The 19882-nt window shown below is 62.2% G+C and carries 15 protein-coding genes; 11 read left to right on the top strand and 4 right to left on the bottom strand.

From position 1 onward, the window contains the following. Positions 1-53: 53 nt before the first annotated feature. The 3 genes from HQ912_RS10510 to HQ912_RS10500 are packed head-to-tail and all read right to left on the bottom strand — an operon-like array spanning position 54 to position 4253. Positions 54-1127, bottom strand: a complete 1074-nt coding sequence (locus tag HQ912_RS10510) for a lipocalin-like domain-containing protein (protein WP_173406755.1) — start codon at positions 1125-1127, stop codon at positions 54-56. Next, positions 1117-3585 carry an ABC transporter permease gene (locus HQ912_RS10505; protein ID WP_173407528.1) on the bottom strand — a complete coding sequence of 823 codons (2469 nt, stop codon included), beginning with the start codon at positions 3583-3585 and terminating at the stop codon, positions 1117-1119. Before HQ912_RS10505 ends, HQ912_RS10510 begins: the two co-directional genes overlap by 11 nt. Then, on the bottom strand, positions 3585-4253 hold the full coding sequence (locus tag HQ912_RS10500; RefSeq protein ID WP_047228530.1) for an ABC transporter ATP-binding protein: 669 nt from the start codon (positions 4251-4253) through the stop codon (positions 3585-3587). Before HQ912_RS10500 ends, HQ912_RS10505 begins: the two co-directional genes overlap by 1 nt. Before the next feature lie 247 nt (positions 4254-4500). Between HQ912_RS10500 and HQ912_RS10495 the strand changes: the two genes are divergently transcribed. Next, positions 4501-6420, top strand: a complete 1920-nt coding sequence (locus HQ912_RS10495; RefSeq protein ID WP_173406754.1) for an acyltransferase family protein — start codon at positions 4501-4503, stop codon at positions 6418-6420. A gap of 291 nt (positions 6421-6711) precedes the next feature. On the opposite strand, the gene HQ912_RS10490 is transcribed toward HQ912_RS10495, so the two are convergent. Then, positions 6712-8463: a sulfatase-like hydrolase/transferase gene (locus HQ912_RS10490; protein WP_173406753.1), complete on the bottom strand. Its 1752-nt coding sequence runs from the start codon at positions 8461-8463 to the stop codon at positions 6712-6714. Between the two features lie 378 nt (positions 8464-8841). Here HQ912_RS10490 and HQ912_RS10485 point away from each other — a divergent pair, with 378 nt between their 5' ends. From HQ912_RS10485 to HQ912_RS10440, 10 genes are read left to right on the top strand one after another with little or no spacing between them, the layout of a single operon-like run. Beyond that, complete coding sequence (locus tag HQ912_RS10485; protein ID WP_076383950.1) at positions 8842-10206, top strand: UDP-glucose dehydrogenase family protein; 1365 nt, start codon at positions 8842-8844, stop codon at positions 10204-10206. Beyond that, positions 10203-11273 (top strand): NAD-dependent epimerase, encoded by a 1071-nt coding sequence (locus HQ912_RS10480; RefSeq protein ID WP_139049576.1) that lies wholly within the window; start codon positions 10203-10205, stop codon positions 11271-11273. The genes HQ912_RS10485 and HQ912_RS10480 overlap by 4 nt, the downstream gene beginning before the upstream one ends. Continuing rightward, positions 11270-12016 carry a sugar transferase gene (locus HQ912_RS10475; protein ID WP_047228535.1) on the top strand — a complete coding sequence of 249 codons (747 nt, stop codon included), beginning with the start codon at positions 11270-11272 and terminating at the stop codon, positions 12014-12016. Before HQ912_RS10480 ends, HQ912_RS10475 begins: the two co-directional genes overlap by 4 nt. Then, entirely contained in the window at positions 12017-12661 is a 645-nt protein-coding gene (locus tag HQ912_RS10470) for a CpsD/CapB family tyrosine-protein kinase (RefSeq protein WP_047228536.1), read from the top strand. It begins immediately after the preceding gene. Positions 12662-12682: 21 nt separating this feature from the next. Further along, a complete protein-coding gene (locus tag HQ912_RS10465) occupies positions 12683-13732 on the top strand; it encodes a polysaccharide biosynthesis/export family protein (protein WP_047228537.1) in 1050 nt (349 codons plus the stop codon). Positions 13733-13734: 2 nt separating this feature from the next. Continuing rightward, the gene (locus HQ912_RS10460; RefSeq protein ID WP_047228538.1) at positions 13735-15327 is read left to right on the top strand and encodes a GumC family protein; all 1593 of its coding nucleotides are present in this window, start codon (positions 13735-13737) and stop codon (positions 15325-15327) included. Further along, the gene (locus HQ912_RS10455) at positions 15324-16427 is read left to right on the top strand and encodes a glycosyltransferase family 4 protein (protein WP_076383949.1); all 1104 of its coding nucleotides are present in this window, start codon (positions 15324-15326) and stop codon (positions 16425-16427) included. The genes HQ912_RS10460 and HQ912_RS10455 overlap by 4 nt, the downstream gene beginning before the upstream one ends. Beyond that, positions 16424-17794 carry an O-antigen ligase family protein gene (locus HQ912_RS10450; protein ID WP_076383948.1) on the top strand — a complete coding sequence of 457 codons (1371 nt, stop codon included), beginning with the start codon at positions 16424-16426 and terminating at the stop codon, positions 17792-17794. Before HQ912_RS10455 ends, HQ912_RS10450 begins: the two co-directional genes overlap by 4 nt. Then, complete coding sequence (locus tag HQ912_RS10445) at positions 17791-18747, top strand: glycosyltransferase (RefSeq protein WP_047228541.1); 957 nt, start codon at positions 17791-17793, stop codon at positions 18745-18747. Before HQ912_RS10450 ends, HQ912_RS10445 begins: the two co-directional genes overlap by 4 nt. After that, positions 18740-19876 (top strand): glycosyltransferase family 2 protein, encoded by a 1137-nt coding sequence (locus HQ912_RS10440; protein ID WP_047228542.1) that lies wholly within the window; start codon positions 18740-18742, stop codon positions 19874-19876. The genes HQ912_RS10445 and HQ912_RS10440 overlap by 8 nt, the downstream gene beginning before the upstream one ends. The last annotated feature ends 6 nt before the right edge of the window (positions 19877-19882 follow it).

The raw sequence follows: 19882 nt of genomic DNA, 5'->3' as shown, positions 1-19882 counted from the left end.
AGAGGCATTCATAAGGTATGAGGGTCGACGTTCCCGGGGAGTTCCGGCGATTCTCAGTAGCCCGTCATTTCCAGGTAACCGTTGCCGCTGTGGCTGCCGCTCAGGTGCACCGGCCCTTCCCAATAGGGAATGCGCAGGTTCATCCAGGCGTTGGGGTTCAAGGCATCGGTGGTGATGTCGAGTCGCTTGCCGGGGATCCTGATCGTCCAGCGCACCGGCATCGAGCGCCCGGCAACCACGGCGGTGTCCAGTGGTTCAAGGCTGATCTGCCCGGCATGCAGGGTCTGCGCCTGGCCTTGGGCATCGATCCAGGTGCCCGTGAGGTATGGCGCCCCATCCTTGTGGCGCATGCGGTAGAGCATCACATGCTCGCCGCTGTCCAGGTGCAGGGAAAACCAGTCCCAGCCCGTCTGGTTCGCAGTCAGTGGCTGGCTGCTCCATTCGCGGTCGAGCCAGGCCGGGCCGCTGACCGTATAACGCTGGCCATCGATTTCCACGTGGCCGCTGGCCTGGAAGAACGGTTGGCTGTAGTAGTACGACGCCTGGCCCTGTTCGGATTTCTGGCTGAACCCCTTATCGCCCTGTAGCACCAGCGGACGCGTCGACGTGAGGCGCAACTCATAACTGAAGTGTGGGCCACTGGCCTTGAGCTGCATGTCCGCCAATGGATCGGCCCCCGACGCTTGTGTAGCGAACCGCCAGTCATCGATCCAGGCGTCGAAAGGAGTCGTCTGCACCCCGGCCTGCCCCACTGCGCCCCGTGCATAGCGCTCGGCGGCATGGTGGACGGCGCTGGAAGTGACCGCGGCATGACCGAGCCAGATCGTCTGGTTGCGCCAGCCGCTGGCCTGGGGCGCGGCGTTCAGGGCGCTGCGAAACAGCGTCCATTGCACACCGTAATCGCGGCCCTCGGCATCCTTGAGATTGGCAGTGACGTACCACCACTCGATGCGAAACCCCTCATGAACACCATGATCGGCGGGAAAACTGAATACCCGCCCCGGCACCACGGGCGTGAATGCGCCGGCCTGCTCACCCAGGCCGGCGAAGCCCTTCGGCGGCGGTTGCCGGTTATCACAACCGCAGAGCAGTAGCGCTATCAGCATCAAGCCCAGTTTAATCTTCATGGGCAAAGGTCCTCAGCAAATCCGCCGGTTGCGTGCGGTACAACGCATACAGCGGCCAGGCCGATGCCAGCAGCGTGGCAAGCATCGCCAGGCCCAGCAACTGCGCCAATTGCCACGGGAATACCCGCAACGGCAGGCGCCAGCCGAAGGCCTGCACATTGATTACCGCGTCCAGGCACCAGGCCAAGGCGATGCCCAGTGGCAAGGCCAGTACCAGGGTCAATAGCGCCAACAGCCAGGTCTGGCCCAGATTGAGCAACATCAACTGCCGGCGCGTTACCCCCAGCGCCCACAGCGGCGCCAACTGGCCGAGGCGGCTTTGGCTCTGGGTCAGCAGGCTGATGAACAACGCCACCCCGGCCACCGCCAGCGTCAGGCTATTGAGGGCGGCGGTGGCGGCGAAGGTGCGTTCGAATACTTGCGTCGACCAGCCCTTGAGCCGCGCCTGATCGACAATTCGGCTGTCATCCAGGCTGAACCGGGCCTGCAACGCCGTCAGCAACGCAGGGATCGCGGAGGGTTCGATGCGCAGGTTGAAGCGGTTCGGCGTCAGTTGCGGCCAATGCCGCAGCAAGTGGTCGGCATTGACCAGCACATGGCCCTTGGGGTTGCCGTAGTCGGCATAGATCCCGACGAGGCGCGGCGTCCAGGGTCCCTGGGGCGTCGGGATCGTCAATCGATCGCCAATATTCACGTTGAGACGCCGGGCCAGTTGTTCGCTGAGCATCAACGTGTCACCCCCGGCCAGTTGCTCCCAAGGCTTGTCGGAAACCGACTCCAGCAACGGCCAATGCTGACGATAGGCGCTGTGATCGATGATGCCGTAGATGTCCGTCGGCCAGCCTTGCAAAGGAATCGAGACCTGCCAGTTGGGCAATATCGTGCTGATCGCCGGCTGCTCCTTGAGCCAGGTGTGCAGCTCGCCCGCCTGGGCCGGGGTTTGCGGATTGATGTACAGCTCGGCGGTCAGCCGTTGCTCGAGCCAGTCACTGAAGGTCTGGCGAAAACCTGCGGTCATGCTGCCGGCACCGATATTCGCCGCCAGAGCCAGTAGCAACGCCATCAGTGCCAGGCTCAGCGTCGGCAATTGCTGACGGCAGTCGGCGAGAAACCATTGCCCAAGTACCGAACGACTGCGGCGCAACAGCAACTTCAGCGCGCCACTGAGCAACACCGGTAAAGCCAGGGCAGCGCCCAGCAACAACGCCGTCATCAAGACAAAACCGCTGCCCAGGCTGTCACCCCAGATCAACGCCGATACCGCGAGCAACCCCGCCAATGTCGCCACCCACCCCTGGCGCCGCAGCCAGCGTGCATGGGCCTGATGCCAAGCCTGGGGATTGGCCAGCGCCAACAGCGGCAGGCGCGCCGCCCGCAGCAAACTGTCGGCGCCGGCCAATAACGCGCCGAGCAAGCCCAAGCCCACGCCGCTGAGCCACCACCACGGGCTGAGGTTCAGGTGGCCGGCCACTTCGGCGCCGTACAAGCCGCGCAGGCTCGCCGCGACATCGGGCAACAACAGACTCGCCAGCCAGTAGCCGCTGAGCACTCCTGCGATTGCGCCGAGCAAGGCCAAGGCGCTCAGTTCGAGGGCCAGACTGGTGACCAGCAACCGCGCACTGACGCCACAGGCCCGCAGGGTTCGCAGCAAGCTGCGGCGTTGTTCCAGCGCCAGGCCAATGGCGGCGTGAACGATGAACAACCCCACCACGAAGGACAGCACCCCCAAGGCGTCGAGGTTCAGGTGAAAGCTTTCGGTCAGGCGTGACAGATTGTTTTCTTCATCGGCGTGCTTGAACTGCAGCCGGCCGTTGAACGCCGTCGGCAAGGGCGCGTTGAACGTGGCAGGCAATAGCAAGCGCGACAGCTGGTCCGGCCGTCCAAGTACCTGCTGGGCGAAGCCGATGTCCATCAGCAGCACGCCGGGCGCCATGTCCGCCTGGACAAGCAACGGTGGCAGGGATTGTCCATCGACCGTCCGGGGCCGGTCCCCCTCGCTCAGCCCCAAGGCCTGCAAGGTCTGCGCAGCGATCCAGGTGCGGCCAGGTTCAGTGAAAAACTCCACCACGTCTGCCATCTCCCGGACCTGCCCCGCCACTGCCGCTCCGGGGGGCAAAGACACCGGGTCGATGCCCATTAACTGCAGGCGCTGATCCTCGTGCCCCTGCAGCGTCACCCGAGCCTGCAACACGGGGGACACCGGCCATCCCAGGCGACGCAGATCGACAAACCATTGTTGAGTGAAGGTGCCGCCGCCGGGCGCACTGAGGCTGGCCTGGGGTTCGCCACCAATCAACTGGCTGGCTCGTGCGTAGCTGTCCCGGGCCTGACTGTTGAGCGCCTGCACGCCGGTGAGCAGGCTGGTGGCGAGCCAGAGCCCGGTCAGGACGCTGAAAAACTGCACCGGGTGCTGGCGCCAATGGCTGAGCAAGGCCTTGAGCGTCTGGCGGAGGATCATCACCCTTGGGCCACCTGCGCCAGACGTCCGCCTTGCAAGACCACTCGACGGCTCAGACGGGCCGCCACCCGGGGACTGTGGGTCACCATCAGCAGGCTCGTCGGGCTGCCGTCCAGCAACTCCAGCAACAGTTGCAGCACCTCGTCGCTGGTGGCTTCGTCGAGGCTGCCGGTGGGTTCGTCGGCCAGCAACAAAGGCGGCCGCGAGGCCAGCGCCCGCCCCAATGCCACCCGTTGCTGCTGGCCGCCGGACAGTTGTTCGGGATAGCGGTGCAGCAGTTGCGAAAGGCCGAGCCGTTGCACCAGATGGGTCTGCCAGGCAGGGTCATAGCGACCGCACAGACGCGCCTGGAACGCCAGATTATCCTCCACCGGCAAGCTACTGATGAGGTTGAACTGCTGGAACACCAGGCCGATCTGTGTACGTCGCCAGCTTGCCAGTTGGCTTTCGCTCATGCCGTCGAGCCTACGCTCGCCAAAGCGAATGCTGCCACGGTCGACCTTGTCCAGACCGGCAACCAGATGCAGCAAGGTGCTTTTCCCGCTGCCGGACTCACCCATCAGTGCCAGGCTGTCGCCAGGGGCCAACGTCAGGTCGATACCCTGCAGCACCGGCAATGGCCCTTGCGGCGTGGCATAGCTCTTAAATACGTCGCGAACTTCAAGCATGAAAAGGCTCATGGGTAAACGTGAGGCTCAGGATAGCGGAGTTGGGTGACGGGCAGACCAAGGATGCGCTCAGGCGACGGGCAAACACCGCTGGTCGTCTGCCCCGCCTGGTTTTGCCCGACGCCTTGCAAAGCATAAATTTCCAGCTATCAATCAATGACTAATACGTGCCGTTTACATGCAGTCGGCCAATTCGTCATAAACATGACGCACCTGGATTGCCTCCTATTCAAGGACGATCGCCGACATGCCTCAAACAAAATATCGCCTCGATATCGATGGGCTTCGCTGTATTGCAGTGCTGGCCGTACTCATCCATCACCTCAACGCCGACCTGCTGCCAGGCGGGTTCGTGGGGGTCGATATTTTTTTCGTCATCTCGGGTTTCCTCATCACTTCCCAGGTGTTTTCCGAGATCAAGGGCAACACCTTTTCGCTCAAGCGCTTTTATCAGCGGCGCATCAATCGCATCGTGCCCGCACTGGTCACTGTGTTGTTGGCGAGCGTGATCGCAGGGGCCTTCATCCTTTCCCCCGCCGACCTGACGCGGCTCAACGTCAGTGCGCTGTTCTCCCTGCTGGGGGTCTCGAATATCTATATCTGGATGAAGTACGGCAACTATTTCGCCGCCGATGCCAGCGAAGCGCCGCTGCTGCATACCTGGTCCCTGGGGATTGAAGAGCAGTTCTACGTGATCTGGCCGCTGCTGATCCTGATGCTCTATCGCCTGACACCGCGTTATGTCCTGCCGGTGTTGGCCGTCGGTATCGTGACGGCGGTGGGGCTTTCCGAATACGCCACGAACGTCTTCGCCACGGCCTCCTATTACCTGCTGCCCACACGTTTTTTCGAGCTGATGCTAGGCGGAGCACTGGGTATCTATCTTTATCAGCCACGTACACTCGGCAGGATAGAAGTGCTGGCTTATAGAGCGGCGGGGTATGGGCTGATTGGTTTTTCCTTGTTTGCCCTGAGCCGGGACACCCCCTTCCCCGGCGTCAATGCGTTGATACCTTGCCTGGGCGCGGCGCTGCTGATTCTGGCCGGCAGCGGTGGAGCCCGCTCCCGCCTGCTGACCAACCGGCCCATGGTGTTCATAGGCCTGATTTCCTATTCGCTGTATTTATGGCACTGGCCGTTGATTGCCTACCTGAATTACCTGGGCATCGAGATAACCCTTTCTGTGGGCATGTCACTGGTGCTGGTGTCGATTCTGTTGTCCTGGTGGTCCTGGCGGTATGTCGAAATTCCCTTTCGGCGCACTGGCGCGCAATTGCAGTTTCCCCGCGTACTGGTCCGCCGATTCATAGTCCCGGCCCTGGGGCTGGCCGTCCTGGCGACCTTGAGCCTGCAATGGAACGGCTTCCCACAGCGTTTTGCGCCTGAAGTGTCGAGGCTCGAGGCCATGGCGCTGAGCAAACCGAACAGGCTTCGCAGCGGTTGCCATATGCCCAGTGCGAGGTACAGCGCCGAACCTGATCCGAATTGCCAGCTCGGTGCACACAAGGAGCAACTGGACGGAATGATGGTGGGTGACTCGTTCGCCAATCATTTCACGGGCATGGTCGATATCCTGGCCAAACCCAACGGCATCAGATTAATGGACTACACACTGGACGCCTGCCCGCCGATTTTCGGCTATGCCACCGAGGTGTCCGAGGCGTATGGCGACCGTTGCATGGCGCGCAACGACCGGGTGTTCGAGCTGATCAAGCAGAACCACTACCCATACGTCGTGCTGGCCGGCGCCTGGCCCAAGGATGCGGCGGCCGCACAAATTATCGAAGCGAGCATCAAGCACGTGGCGAACAACACCGGTCAGGTCATCGTGATCCTGCGCAACCAGAACATCGACAATGCAGCGACCTGCCCCGTGCGCCGCTTGATGTTCGGCACCGATCGCCCATGCTCGGCCCCGCTGGACGTCACCGCGCCGTATTGGGAGGGGATACGCGCCAGACTCCCCCAGGTGCGCTTTATCGACCCCAATCAAGTGATCTGCCCAGCGGGGCTATGCAGCCCGATCATGGACGGGCAGTTGCTGTACCGCGATGACGCACACTTGAATGACGTGGGCTCACGCTTCATCGGCCGCACATTGCGCGAGCTGGGATTCTCCCTACTGCACGACCCGGCCCGACTCGGCCCGATCGCCACAACCCAGTGAGCCCCCTCCCCGCAGGTTTGTGGGGTATGCAAGTTCTGCGGACAACTCGGACTACTGTGGGAGATTCTATGCTGCAAGCCCACCCACCGCCTTCGCGAGCAGGCTCGCTCCCACAGGGGATTTGCGGAGGCATGCAAGGCCTGCGGACAACTCGGACTACTGTGGGAGCGAGCCTGCTCGCGATGACGGCGACACATTCAACATCGATTCCGACCGACACACCGCCTTCGCGAGCAGGCTCGCTCCCACAGGGGATTTGCGGGGGTATGCAAGGCCTGCGGACAACTCGGACTACTGTGGGAGCGAGCCTGCTCGCGATGACGGCGGCACTTTCAACATCGATCCCGCCTGACCCGCCGCCATCTCGGCCTGAACCGGGCCTGGTGTGACAATGTGCTTGAGGTCAATGTGTTTCCATTCAGGCATCGCCCCCAGCCGCGCATTGAAGCGGTAGTTGAAGGTAAAGGCGTCTTCGGTCGGCTGGCTCAGGGATTTCCCATAGGTCGCTTCAACACCGGCCGGGTCGTACCCCATCAACTGCAACAGCGTCGGGAAGATGTTGTAGTGGCTGGAGCGGTCCTTGTTCTGTGCCCATGCCCGCTGCCAATCCAGGGTCTGCAAGCGCGCGCCTTCTATGACCACCAGCGGCACAAGCCCTTCCTCCGCCACCGGGTCACCGCCGCAGTGGGTATTGAGCCCAGGGTTGCCGCGCTCGTGAAGGTCCTGGCCGTGGTCGGAGGTGTAGATCAGCACGGCGTTGCCCAAATCGGCCTGCTGGAAGATCCGCCTGAAGAACTCTCCGACATTCCACAGCAAAGTGTTCTGGTAGGCATTGCGGTACAGCTCCCAGTCATGAGTCCGGCCATCAAAACCGTCACGCTGGCCGGTATCGGCGACTTCGAGAAAGCGCCCACGCGGCAGTGCGGGACGATAGCTCATGAACTCATCCGGGTATTTGTCGTGCACGGGAAAATGCGCACCGAGCTTGTTCACCACCACCAGCTCGGCCCGGTCATTGCCCAGCCGCTCGATCAGTTGCGCGGCAACCGCCATGTCTCGCTCGAACACCGGGGTGCGGTCGAACTGCACGAAGTCGTCGATATCGTTTTTTTCAGTGTCGGTCATCAGGTTCTGAAGGTGACCACCGGTACGCTGGGCGTCGATATAGACCGTGCGCAACCCGGCGTTTTTTGCATACTGCCAGATCGACGGCAACGTGCTGTTGATGCGCACGTAATCGGCCCGGGTGCCGCCGTAACGCAAGGTGACGTTGGTGTCGGCGCTGCAGTTGGCAATGGAAGCCGCGTAACCGAAATTGAACACCTGCACCCCATCGGGCGGGGTCTTGAGGCCGGTGTGCACGCCGAACGGCGTATTGATATCCAGATAATTCCCAGCGACGCTTTCATCGATAATCAGCACAATATCATGCTCGATCGGCGATGTTGGCCGCGTCAGGCGGATCGGCTCCCGAGGACCGACGGTGTTGTGCAGGGCTTCGTAAACGAACAGATTCAGATAGGCCAGCGGTGTGTACATCACCGGCAACCCCCGTGCGCCCTCGCCCGCCCGGACGAACAGAACACCACTGAGCAACAACACGCCCAACACAGGTGCGGCGATTGGCAAATAACCGGGCAATGACACCGACCGCCGAGGCTTGAGACCCAGTCCCAGCAGCAGCAACAGGCCACCGGTGGCGGCGCTGACAATCACTTCGCGGTACTGCGAAGCCGCCTCCCCGATAAAACCACCCGAATACACCAGCGACACAAACTGGCTGTACGTCAGATAGCTATCGGTCACCCTCGTGTAAACCTCGAAAAACACCGCCGAACCAAACATCGCCAAGGCAAACAAGTGGCGCACGAAGGTCTGGCGGATGTACGCACTCATCCACAGCGCCACCACCAACACCACGAACATCGCGCCGAACAGCAACGTGGCGAATCCCAAACCCAAGGCATTCAGACGATCAAGGTAATAGTCATATCCCCTGATCAGGTACAGCACCAGCAACAGTTCCTTGAGGTATCGGAGCATGTGTTTCTCGGCGATAGGGCGGCGTTGGATAGAGGGTCGTTTTCTGCACGTTAGCAGCGGCTTTGCAAAGCGCAAGAAAAGGGACGAACGGCCAATGCGTCAAAAAAAAGTTAGCCCAAAAATGACACACTTGAAGCCAGTTAAACGTAAAAATCTATGGATAAATACCGTTCATCGCCTAGTTAAAAGCCGTTACAGCCCTTTAAAAACGGCACTTTTCTAAACCAGTCAATGACTTGATATCAAAAGGCCAAGTTCTGTCGAGTTTGCCAACAGTGACAACTGTCATTTTGCTGACACGCTTTTCTGAAGCTGCGCTATACCCCTCTAAACAGTTTCATCCGAGTTACATCAACCGTCTTGCGAGGCACGCCAAAAATGGATGTGAGCGTATTTGGTACGGGGTATGTGGGATTGATTCAAGCGGCTGCGTTGGCCGACGTCGGTCACCGTGTTTTGTGCATCGACATTGACCCCAACAAGATCCGTCAGCTGCAGCAAGCGGTGCCACCGATCAGCGAGCCTGGGTTGTCCGAACTGCTCGAAGAGAACATCAAGAGTGGCCGGCTGCTGTTCAGTGATCAGGCCAGTGATGCGGTCAATCACGGCGAACTGATTTTCATCGCCGTCGGCACGCCAGCCGATGAAGACGGTTCGGCAGACCTGAGCCATGTACTGGCGGTCACCCGCCAGATCGCGGACTTCATGGACAGCGACCGCACCTTGATCATCAAGTCCACGGTGCCGGTCGGCACCGCCGACAAGGTCGCCGAATGTGCCCATCAGGCATTGGCTCGCCGGGGCCTGAAACAGCTGAACGTGCGAGTGGTGTCCAACCCCGAGTTTCTCAAGGAAGGCAGCGCCCTGGCCGACTGCATGCGCCCGGACCGGATCATCATCGGCACCGCCGACCCGCTGGCCCGCGATCAGATGAGCGAGCTGTACGCGCCCTTTTGCCGTAACCGCGAAAAGCTGATGTTCATGGACAACCGCAGCGCCGAACTGACCAAGTACGCGGCCAACGCCATGCTCGCCACCCGCATCAGCTTCATGAACGAACTGGCCAATCTCACCGAAAGGCTGGGCGCCGACATCGAAGCGGTACGCAAGGGCATCGGTTCGGACCCTCGTATCGGCTATCACTTCATCTACCCCGGATGCGGCTTCGGCGGTTCATGCTTTCCCAAGGACCTGCGCGCCCTGCTGCATACCGCCGAACAGAGCGGCATGCCCCTGCGCCTGCTGCGCAGTGTCACCGACGTCAACGACAGCCAGCGACACATTCTCTTCGAGAAACTGACGCAACAGTTCTCCGGCGGCCTGGCCGGCAAGTCGATTGCGATTTGGGGCCTGGCTTTCAAACCCAACACCGATGACATGCGCGAAGCCCCCAGCCGCTACCTGATGGAAGCGCTGTGGCGCGAAGGCGCTCGGGTCCATGCCTACGACCCGGAGGCCATGTCCGAATGCCGCCGCCTCTACGGCTACCGCAAAGACCTGAACCTGTGCGCCACCCGCGACGACACCCTGGAGGATGCAGACGCCCTGGTGATCTGCACCGAGTGGAAGAACTTCCGGGTCGTGGATTTCGCTCTGTTGGCCAACAAGTTGCGCGCCCGGGTCATCATCGATGGCCGCAACCTGTACAACCCCGAACATCTGGCCGCCGCCGGCCTCTTGTATCGCGGCATCGGATTGCGTCACACCGTGCCCAGCAGCCTGACCCAGGGGCCACGGGCATGAACATTCTGGTGACCGGCGCGGCCGGTTTCATCGGCGCCCATTGCGTGCTGCGGCTGCTGCGCGACGGCCATCAGGTGTGGGGGCTGGACAATTTCAACGACTACTACGACCCGCAGCTCAAGCACGACCGCGTGGCGTGGGTGAAGGATCAGGCGGGGGACTTTGCGTTGGCCCGGGTGGACCTGACCGACGCCTCGGCCATCGATGAGTTGTTCCAGTCACACCGCCCCGACGTGGTGATTCATCTCGCCGCCCAAGCCGGCGTGCGTTATTCCCTGGAGAATCCACGGGCCTACGTCGACAGCAACCTCAGCGGGTTCCTGAACATTCTGGAAAGCTGCCGTCGCCATCCGGTCAAGCACCTGATCTACGCCTCCTCAAGCTCCGTGTATGGCGCCAACCAGCGCACACCTTACTCAGTACAGGACGGCGTGGACCATCCGCTGTCGCTGTATGCGGCCAGCAAGAAAGCCAACGAGTTGATGGCCCACAGTTACAGCCATCTGTTTGGCATCCCATGCACCGGCCTGCGGTTTTTCACGGTGTACGGCCCCTGGGGCCGGCCGGACATGTCGCCGATCCAGTTCGCCCGCGCCATCGCCGAAGGCCGCGTGTTGCAGTTGTTCAACCATGGCGAGCACCAGCGCGATTTCACCTACATCGACGACATCGTCGAAAGCATCGCCCGGCTGATCGAACGCCCGCCCCATGCCATGCCACAGTGGGATCGCGATCAACCGGACCCGGCCACCAGCGCAGCGCCCTGGCGGATCTACAACATCGGCGGGCAGCACCCGGTAGCGCTGCGCACCTATGTGGCATTGCTGGAAAAGCACTTGGGGCAAACCGCCCGGATCGAACTGCTGCCCCTGCAACCAGGGGACGTGTTGAACACCTGCGCCGATGCCAGCGGCCTGGCGCGGGCCACCGGTTTTCAGCCGCGCATCGAGCTGGACGAGGGCCTGGGGCGCTTCATTGCCTGGTTCCTCGATTACTACGCCCTGCCTATCGCCGACACCGCTTGCAGCCCAACGCATGCGACCAACCTTCAGCGGAGGAGTCTATGACCCGACATGAGCAATGCATCCCTATCACCGCCCGCGGTGGCGACAAGCGTGTCGATCCCGAACACCGCCGACGCCTGGACGCGGCCATCCATCGTCAGGGCCGCGGCTGGCTGACTGGTCGCGACGGCGGTCGACCCTGGACGGTCTCGCGCACCAATCGGGTGGTGGCCTGTCTCGGCGCGCTGTCGATCCTGGTACTGCTCAGCCCGCTGCTGCTGGGCCTGGCCCTGCTGATCAAGTTCTCAAGCCCCGGTCCAGTGCTGTTTGTGCAGAAACGCACCGGATACCGCGGTCGGGTCTTTGGCATGTACAAGTTCCGCACCATGGTTGCTGATGCCGAGGCGCTCAAAGAATCACTGCGCCACCTCAACAAGCACGGCGCCGATGCCATCGACTTCAAGATCGACAACGACCCGCGCATCACCCCCGTCGGCCGGTTCCTGCGACGCAGCAGCCTCGACGAGTTACCCAACCTGATCAATGTGGTGACCGGCGACATGCGCCTGGTCGGCCCGCGGCCGACCTCGTTCAACGCCTACCGCTACAAGGACAACCATCTTGTCCGCCTGAGCATCTACCCCGGCTTGACCGGCCTGTGGCAGATCTCCGGGCGCAGCAACATCGACTTCGACCAGCGCGTGGAACTGGACCTCAGCTACATCGCCGAACAAAGCCTGTTGCTGGACTTGAAGATCCTGATGATCACCCCTTTCAAAGTTTTCAGCGGCCACGGAGCGAGTTAAATGGACGGTTCAACCAATATCCTGAGCATCGCAAGCCCGAGCGAGACCAACCTGACCTCAACCGTGCTTGACCCATCCATACGGATTCTGCTTCTGACGGCCGCCAACACCGGCACCGGAACCAGTACCAGTGCCATGGCCCTGGCCGCTCAACTGGCGCAGATGAGCAGCGGCCGCGTACTGCTGGTGGACGCCAGCCAGTCGCCGCGCAACCTCAGCCAGCAATTGTCGCTGCACAAGGAGCGCGGCTTCAGCGACCTGCTGTTCAACAGCCTCGCACCGCCCTTGTTGCAGGACTGCGTGGTGCAGACCTCCAGCTTGCCCTTCGACGTGCTGCCCAACGGTCGTCTGGGGCGCAATGCCGAGCGCCTGAACCCCGAGCAGCTTCGCCCGCTGTTCAAGCAACTGGCCGGGCAGTACCGCTTTGTGGTGATCGACGCTGACGCGGTGTACTCGGCCTGCGACACCCTGGTCATGAGCACCCAGGTGGACGGTGTGGTGCTGGTGGTGCGCGGTGAAGACACCCGCTGGGAGGTGGCCCAGGCCGCTCGCCTGCGTCTGACCCAGGCCGGCGCCAAGGTGGTGGGCAGCGTGTTCAACCGCCGCAAGTACTACATGCCCAAGTGGCTCTACAACAACCTGTAAGCCTGCAAAAAGGATGACGAGATGAACGCCAGATTGCTTGTCCTGCTGCTGTTGCCGCTTGCCGGTTGCACCAGCCACACCGAAACCCGCTCCATGCCGGTGCAGATCCTTACGGCGGCACCGGCCAACGCCCAGGCCACCGACATGCCCCGGGTCGAACAGACCCTGCGTCCCCAGGATGTGCTGGATGTGATCTTTCACATCAGCACCAGCGGGCCGGATGCCTACCGGGTCCAGCCGGGTGACCAGGTGGCCTTGAACTTCACCGCCGCCAGCCAGCTCAACGGCGCACAACAGGTAATGCCCGACGGCAGTATCGAACTGCCGGGGGCCAACACCTCGGTAAAAATCGCCGGGCTGACCACGGATGAAGCACGCCTGGAGGTACAGCGTGCCTATGACCGCAAAATGCTGTTCCAGCCCAACCGCAATCAATTGACGGTGCATGTCACCAGCCCGTTGAGCAACGAGACAAAACTGCGCAACACCCTGACCCACCCGGGCACCGGCATGAGTCGGGAGATCACCGTGGGCCGGGATGGTTACGCAAGCTTCCCCGAAATCGGTGCCGTGCCGCTGCAAGGCATGACCGTCAATCAACTGGAAACCTACCTTAACGAGCGCTACGCCCAATTGCCGGGGCGCATGTCCGTCGATGTGCTGCTCAAATCCACCGCTGGCAACGAGATCTATGTCCTCGGGGAAGTGGCCCAGCCCGGTTCCTACCCGATCCGCCGGCCGATCTCGGTCCTCGAGGCCCTGACCCTGGCCCGTGGCACCAACGTCAAGGCCCGACTCGACTCGGTGGTGATCATGCGCCGCAACGGCAATCAGGTCGAAGCCCGCCACTATGACGTGGAAAAAGCCCTGAGCGGTGACGCCTCGCAGATCGCCTACCTGCAGCCCGAAGACATGCTTTTCGTGCCCAAGACCGGGCTGGCCAAAGCCGGTGAAATGGCTCGGCAACTGGCCGACGTGGTGCTGTTCCAGGGCATGGGAGTCAGCTTCGGCTACCGCCTTGACAGCAAAGGCGACAACGGCAGGTCCAACACTTCTGCAGCAGGTAATTGATCATGAATCCCAAGGAAAACTATCTGCATGAGTTCTTCAGGATTTTCTTCGCCAACAAGCAGTGGGTGAAGCGCGTCTTCCTGATCTTCGCCGTGATCGCCCTGGCGCTGCCGTTGATGCTCAAACAGAGCTTCGACATCACCGCCCAGGTCATCGTCCAGTCGAAAAAACTCTCCCAGGGCGACGCCACCACCTCGCTGAACCAGGAAGACGCCACCTTCATTCCACCGTCCCTGGCGGACATGGAAACCGAGAGCAATATCCTGCGCTCGCCGGCCCTGATCCGGCAGACCATCAGCACCCTGCGCGATCAGGGCGAGTACACCCCTAGCCCCGGCATCTTCAACAAATGGGTGAGCGAGCCGCTCAAGCACTATGTCACCACGCCGCTGCGCGAGTACGTCGTCAACCCGCTGCGCGACGGCCTGGGGCTGGAAGTCGATCCGGTGCGAGATACCACGCTCGACATGCTGACCGACGAAGCCATCGCCAACCTGAAAATCGAAACCCTGCCAGGCTCCAACGTCATCTCCATCGTCTACAGCTTCGGCGACCCGGCCCAGGGCACCCGGTTCGTGGCGCAACTGCTGGAGAACTACCTCTCCGGTCGTCAGGACCTGCAATCGATCGAGCTGCCGCAAGCCTTCTATGAGCAGAAGAAAACCCAGTACCAGACTCGCCTCGACGGACTGGAGGGCACCCGCCTGGCGCTGCTTGAAGACGTCAGCTCCTCCGATCCCAAAGAGGAGATCACCTTCCGCCTGAACGCCATCAACACCGAAGAACAGGCCTTGAACCTGTACCGCGATCGTCTGCTGCAAAGCCAACGCTGGCTGGATTACCTCAAGACCAGCCTGGCAGCGGCGAACAACTCACGGTTCAACGACTACACCTTCCCGTTCACCTTCACCACCACCATGGACAACATCGCCTTCGAAGACCGGGAAATCAAACAACTGGGCGAGCAACTGACCACTCAGGTCAGCCGCTACATGAATGATCTGGCGATCTTCCAGCCCGGCAGCGAGCCGATGCTGTTGACTCGGGAGCAGATCGCGCGCACCCGCCAGCAGTTTCTCAAAGTGGTGAGCAACCGCATCCAGGAACGCACCAACGACCTGGCAGTCGTCAGCTCGGTGATCGACCAGAAAACCGCGCGCATCGCCGAGTTCAAGGAGCGTATCCATCAGTTGCAGCAAACCCAGAGCAAGCTGCGGCAGATGGACACCGAGATCAATGCCCTGCATGCGGCATTTTCCACCTACGCCCAGCGGTTCGCCGAGAGCAGCACCGCCCGCGCGCTGGACAACGACCTGTCCAATGCTCGCGTCCTCAGCCCGCCGTTCGAACCGACCGCCCCGGCGTTTCCCAAGCCGATGCTGATTATTGCGTTCGGTCTGTTCAGCGGCTTGCTCCTGGCGATCGCCCTGGTCTATGTGCGTGAGTTCTTCGACCATCGCTTCAAGCACCCTGCCCAGATTACCCAGCAACTGGATGTACCGGTGTTGCTGGTGATCAACGAGCAGAACCCCGAACAGGTCAACCCGCACCGCAATTGGAGCCTGCCCAGCCTTGTCCATTGGGTGCGCAATTGAACGCGCCGATTGGCCCGACCTGCCGCAGCAGCGCCCTGCCGATCATTCATTTGCTCGACAGCGGCGGCTTCTACGGGGCCGAGCGGATGTTGCTCGATCATTGCCTGGCCACGCCAGGGCAGCACCAAGTGCTGTTCCTGGCGGCGCCGCCGACCTTGATCACGCGCTTTCGCCAGGCCGGGGTCGATTGCCGCCACTGCGCCAGTTGGGCCGAGCTGTTGCAGCACCTGCGCCAGCGACGGGACGAGCAGCCGCTGATCAACACCCATAACTTCAAGGGCCTGCTGTTCGGCTGGGCTGCGGCCACGCTGCTGCGCTTGCCCCTGGTCATCACTCAGCACGGCTTTACGCCTCGCAGCACCAAGCAACGGTTCTACACGTGGCTGAGCCTGCAACTGTGCCGCACCGCCTCGGTCAAGCGCGTGGTCTGCGTGGCCGAAAGCATTGCCGTGCTGCACCGCCAGGCCAGCGTGCGCGCGGAAAAACTCGACGTGATCCCCAACGGCCTGCCGTCGATCACAGCACCGCTGCCTCATCGTGACGACCGGCTGCGCTGGCGGGTCGGCTACGTCGGTCGCTTGAGCCACGAGAAAGGCCCGGACCTGTTCCTCGACGCCATGATCCCCCTGTGCCAGCGGCATGCATCGCTGCACGCGGTGATGCTCGGCGACGGCCCGGAACGTCAGGCCTTGCTCAAGCGCATTGCCGACGCGGGCCTGCCTACTCGCATCGAGCTGCCCGGCTATCAGACCGACATGAACCCCTGGTGGAGTCAGCTCGACGCGCTGGTGATCAGTTCGCGCACCGAAGGCACGCCGATGATTCTGCTCGAAGCGATGCAGGCCGGAGTGCCGGTGGTGGCGTTCGGTGTGGGGGGCATTCCCGATGTGCTGCAGGACCGTCACAACGGCCTGCTCGCGACGCCGGCCGACAGCGCCGAACTGGCCCGGCAGATCGAAACACTGTTTGGCGAACCGCCCCTGGCGCGGATCCTGGCCGATAACGCGCGCCGTACCCAACGGGACCGTTATGACCTGCGCGCCCTGGCCGAACGCTGGTCGCAGCTCTATATCCGCACGGCACGGGAGGCTCGTCCATGATTGTCCCGCTCTCGATCGTCAGTCTGCTGGGCCTGGTTTGCCTGGCGTTGCTGGCCAGCCCCTATCCCTTCCTGGCGCCGGGAGCGGTGCTCGGCCTGGTGGGCGTCGCCGTGCTATACCGCAAACCCGGCTGGGGCTTGCTGGGCATTGCGGCGCTGGTGCCGTTCGAAGGTCTGTTCAAGGAGAATGCTTTTTCGGGCAGCAAATTCTTCGGCGTGGCGCTGATTCTGATCCTGATGCTGCAACTGGCCCTGCGCCAGATTCCCTCATCACGCTTGAGCAGCAATATCTGGCGGCCGCTGATCGCCTTCATGATGCTCTATGGCCTGAGCCTGATGCTGTCGCAGAACCTGGGCCTGTCCATGACCCATCTGCGCGAACTGATGGTAGGGCTGATTCTGTTCGTGATTACCCTGCTGATCGGGCGCGAGCTGAACCTGGACCTGTTCTGCCGACTGATGACCCTGAGCGTGACCACCACCTGCGTGCTGGCAATGTTTTCGGTCAAATACCAGGACCAGGGCCGCGCATCCGGCCTGCTGGAAGACCCGAACGCCTTTGCCCTGTTGATCGCCTTTACCGTGCCGATGGCGTTGTTGCTGGTGTTGCGCAGCCCGAACCTGCTGCACCGATTGTTCTGGGGTGGCTGTTTCATCCTGCTGCTGGGCGGCATGACCAAGACCGAATCGCGCTCGGGGCTGGTGGTGCTGTTGCTTAGCCTGGTGATTGGTCTCTATCACTATCGTGCCCAAATGCCGCGCATCCGCCCGCGACACCTGGGCTTCGCCATGCTCGGGCTGGCAATCATGATTCCCTTGGTGATTGCGGTGATGCCGGCCGGCTACGTGGCGCGTATCCAGTCGCTGAGCATCCTCAGCGCCGGCGCCAGTGCCCACAAAGACGAATCCCTGGGCCGTCGTGCCTCGTACATCGTGGTCGGCAGCAAAATGATCCGCGAGAACCCGGTGCTGGGCAGCGGCCCGGGCACGTTCCCGCTGCACTACGCCCCCACGGGCTACGCCAAGGCGTTCTCGGCCAATCGCAAGCTGGGGGATCTGTATCGCCGGGCCCACAACACTTACCTGGAAATCTTCAGCGAGATCGGCATCCCTGGCGGGCTGATGTTCGTCGGCATGATCGGCCTGGGCCTCTACAACCTGTGGCGCGCCCGCCAGCTCTGGTTGCAACGTCGGGACTGGGTGCAGGCGGACCTGCTGACGCACCTGGGCATGAGTTTCCTGTCGCTGGCGCTGTTTTTGATGTTCCTCAGCGCCCCCAACCATAAGTTGCTGTGGATCATGCTCGCCATCACCAGCGTGTTGCGCTACGACGCCGAACAGGCAACACCGCAGGAGGCCCGTCCATGAGCCGCATCAGCATTGTGATCCCGATGTTCAACGAGGCCCGACACATTGGCCGTACGTTGCTGGCGGCGCAGGAAGCCGCTCGCCAGGCGCAACTGGACTGTGAGTTGATCGTGGTGGACAACGGCTCGGACGATCATGGGCCGCGCATTGCCAACGAACTGGGGGCGCGCGTGCTGATCGTGCCCGGCGTGCACATCGGCGCCCTGCGCAACCGCGGTGCGGCCATCGCCCATGGGGAATGGCTGGCGTTCATCGACGCCGACATCGAGATGCCGGCCAACTGGCTCAAGCTGCTGCTGGAACTCCAAGGCCAGGGCGATGTGCTGGGCCTGGACCTGGACACCCCCGCTCAGGCGCCTTGGTTCGCTCAAGCCTGGCAACGCCGCAGCCAACGGCCAGGCTCGCGTCCCTTGCACCGGGTGCAGTGGCTGCCCAGCGCCAACCTGTTGTTGCGTCGCCAGTGGTTTGAGCAGGTCGGGGGGTTCGACGAAACCCTGCGCACGGGCGAAGACAAGGATTTTTCCCTGCGCCTGCGCAACGCCGGGGCGCAGTTGCTGCTGGTCAATGAAAACGTGGCCCTGCATTGGGGTTACGAAGGCAGTTGGCGGGAGTGGATGAGCAAGGAACTGTGGCGCCAGGGCAGCCATTTGCAGTTGCTGCGCAGCCATGGTCCGAGTCTGCGCCTGCTGCGTTTTCCGGCGCTGTCCATCGGTGCCTGGGGCCTGGACTTTCTGGCGTTGGTCGCTCTGTTCCAGGGCCAGCCGCGCATCGCGCTGATGCTGCTGTTGCTGACCTCTCTGCCCGCGTTGTTCCTCAGTCTGCGTCAAAGCGGGCGTGACCTGCGCCTGACGCTGCAACTGTGGGCCTTGCACGGGGTGCGCTTGCACCTGACCGGCGCCGCATTGCTTCTCAACCTATGTCATTGGAACGTCAGGAGACCTGCCCGTGGCTGAATTTCTTTACTGGTCGTGCCTGTTGCTGCCGGTGTACGCCTACCTCGGTTATCCGTTGATGCTGAGCCTGCTGGCGCCACTTTTTCCGCTCCGGCGCTACGGGCCGGCGTTGCCGATGGACGTCAGCATTGTCATTGCCGCCCACAACGAGGCACGGCACATCGAAGAGAAACTGCGCACCTTGCTGGCCCAGGACTACCCAGCGCGCTCGCTGCAAATCATCCTGGCCAGCGACGGCTCCACCGACGACACAGTGGCCTGCGCTCGGCGGGTCATCGACCCGCGCATCACCGTGCTCGACCTGCCGCGCCAGGGCAAGGCCGCCGCCCTGAATACCGGCGTGGCCCACAGCACTGGAGAGATCCTGGTGTTCACCGACGCCGACAACCAATGGGCCGCCGATACCCTTGGCCACCTGTTGGCCCCGCTGGGCGATCCGCAAGTCGGCGCCTGTGCCGGGCATATGGAAATCCCCGTGCCGGGCAAGGGCCTGAGCCTGGGCGATAGCCTGTATCGGCACTACGAAGGCTGGCTGCGTCAGGTAGAGAGCCGCACAGGTTGCATGGTCTCGGCCGACGGCGCCTTGCTGGCCCTGCGGCGCGAACTGTTTGAACCCATACCGGCGCAGGTCAACGACGACTTCTTCCTCAGCACCTGTGCGCCGGCGGCGGGCAAGTCCATCGTGTATGCGCCACTGGCCCGGGTCACCGACCAGGGCGTGGACGAAGCCGACAAACAGTTTCGCCGTCGCCAGCGGGTCACCGTTGGCGGCCTGCAAAGCCTGGCCCAGCGTCGGCAGTTGCTCAACCCTCTTCGTCACGGGCTCTACGCCATCGGCCTGATCAGTCACAAACTGATCCGCCGTCTGGCGCCGGTGTTGCTATTGCCGCTGCTGCTGAGCAACGCCTGGCTGTGGAATGAACATCTGTTCTATCGCCTGAGCCTGGTGGCGCAACTGCTCGGCTACGCCATTGCAATGATCGGCTTACTGGACGTAGGCCACCGATTGCCCAGGCCCTTTCGCCTGGCGGCGTTCGTGCTGGTGACGCTGGCGGGCATGAGCATCGGGCTGTGGCAGTTTCTGCGAGGTCATCGTTATAGCCAATGGAACCCCGAGCAGAACCGCTAAGGAGAC

The sequence above is a fragment of the Pseudomonas sp. MPDS genome, assembly GCF_013283895.1.
Lineage (GTDB): Bacteria > Pseudomonadota > Gammaproteobacteria > Pseudomonadales > Pseudomonadaceae > Aquipseudomonas > Aquipseudomonas rhizophila.
Note: the sequence above shows the minus strand (reverse complement) of the source record. Positions and strands in the feature narration are given on the sequence as shown.

Bases quoted from the DNA above. Each gene is read 5' to 3' on its own strand.
- HQ912_RS10510 (WP_173406755.1), bottom strand. From the start codon at position 1,127: ATGAAGATTAAACTGGGCTTGATGCTGATAGCGCTACTGCTCTGCGGT.
- HQ912_RS10505 (WP_173407528.1), bottom strand. From the start codon at position 3,585: ATGATCCTCCGCCAGACGCTCAAGGCCTTGCTCAGCCATTGGCGCCAG.
- HQ912_RS10500 (WP_047228530.1), bottom strand. From the start codon at position 4,253: ATGCTTGAAGTTCGCGACGTATTTAAGAGCTATGCCACGCCGCAAGGG.
- HQ912_RS10495 (WP_173406754.1), top strand. From the start codon at position 4,501: ATGCCTCAAACAAAATATCGCCTCGATATCGATGGGCTTCGCTGTATT.
- HQ912_RS10490 (WP_173406753.1), bottom strand. From the start codon at position 8,463: ATGCTCCGATACCTCAAGGAACTGTTGCTGGTGCTGTACCTGATCAGG.
- HQ912_RS10485 (WP_076383950.1), top strand. From the start codon at position 8,842: ATGGATGTGAGCGTATTTGGTACGGGGTATGTGGGATTGATTCAAGCG.
- HQ912_RS10480 (WP_139049576.1), top strand. From the start codon at position 10,203: ATGAACATTCTGGTGACCGGCGCGGCCGGTTTCATCGGCGCCCATTGC.
- HQ912_RS10475 (WP_047228535.1), top strand. From the start codon at position 11,270: ATGACCCGACATGAGCAATGCATCCCTATCACCGCCCGCGGTGGCGAC.
- HQ912_RS10470 (WP_047228536.1), top strand. From the start codon at position 12,017: ATGGACGGTTCAACCAATATCCTGAGCATCGCAAGCCCGAGCGAGACC.
- HQ912_RS10465 (WP_047228537.1), top strand. From the start codon at position 12,683: ATGAACGCCAGATTGCTTGTCCTGCTGCTGTTGCCGCTTGCCGGTTGC.
- HQ912_RS10460 (WP_047228538.1), top strand. From the start codon at position 13,735: ATGAATCCCAAGGAAAACTATCTGCATGAGTTCTTCAGGATTTTCTTC.
- HQ912_RS10450 (WP_076383948.1), top strand. From the start codon at position 16,424: ATGATTGTCCCGCTCTCGATCGTCAGTCTGCTGGGCCTGGTTTGCCTG.
- HQ912_RS10445 (WP_047228541.1), top strand. From the start codon at position 17,791: ATGAGCCGCATCAGCATTGTGATCCCGATGTTCAACGAGGCCCGACAC.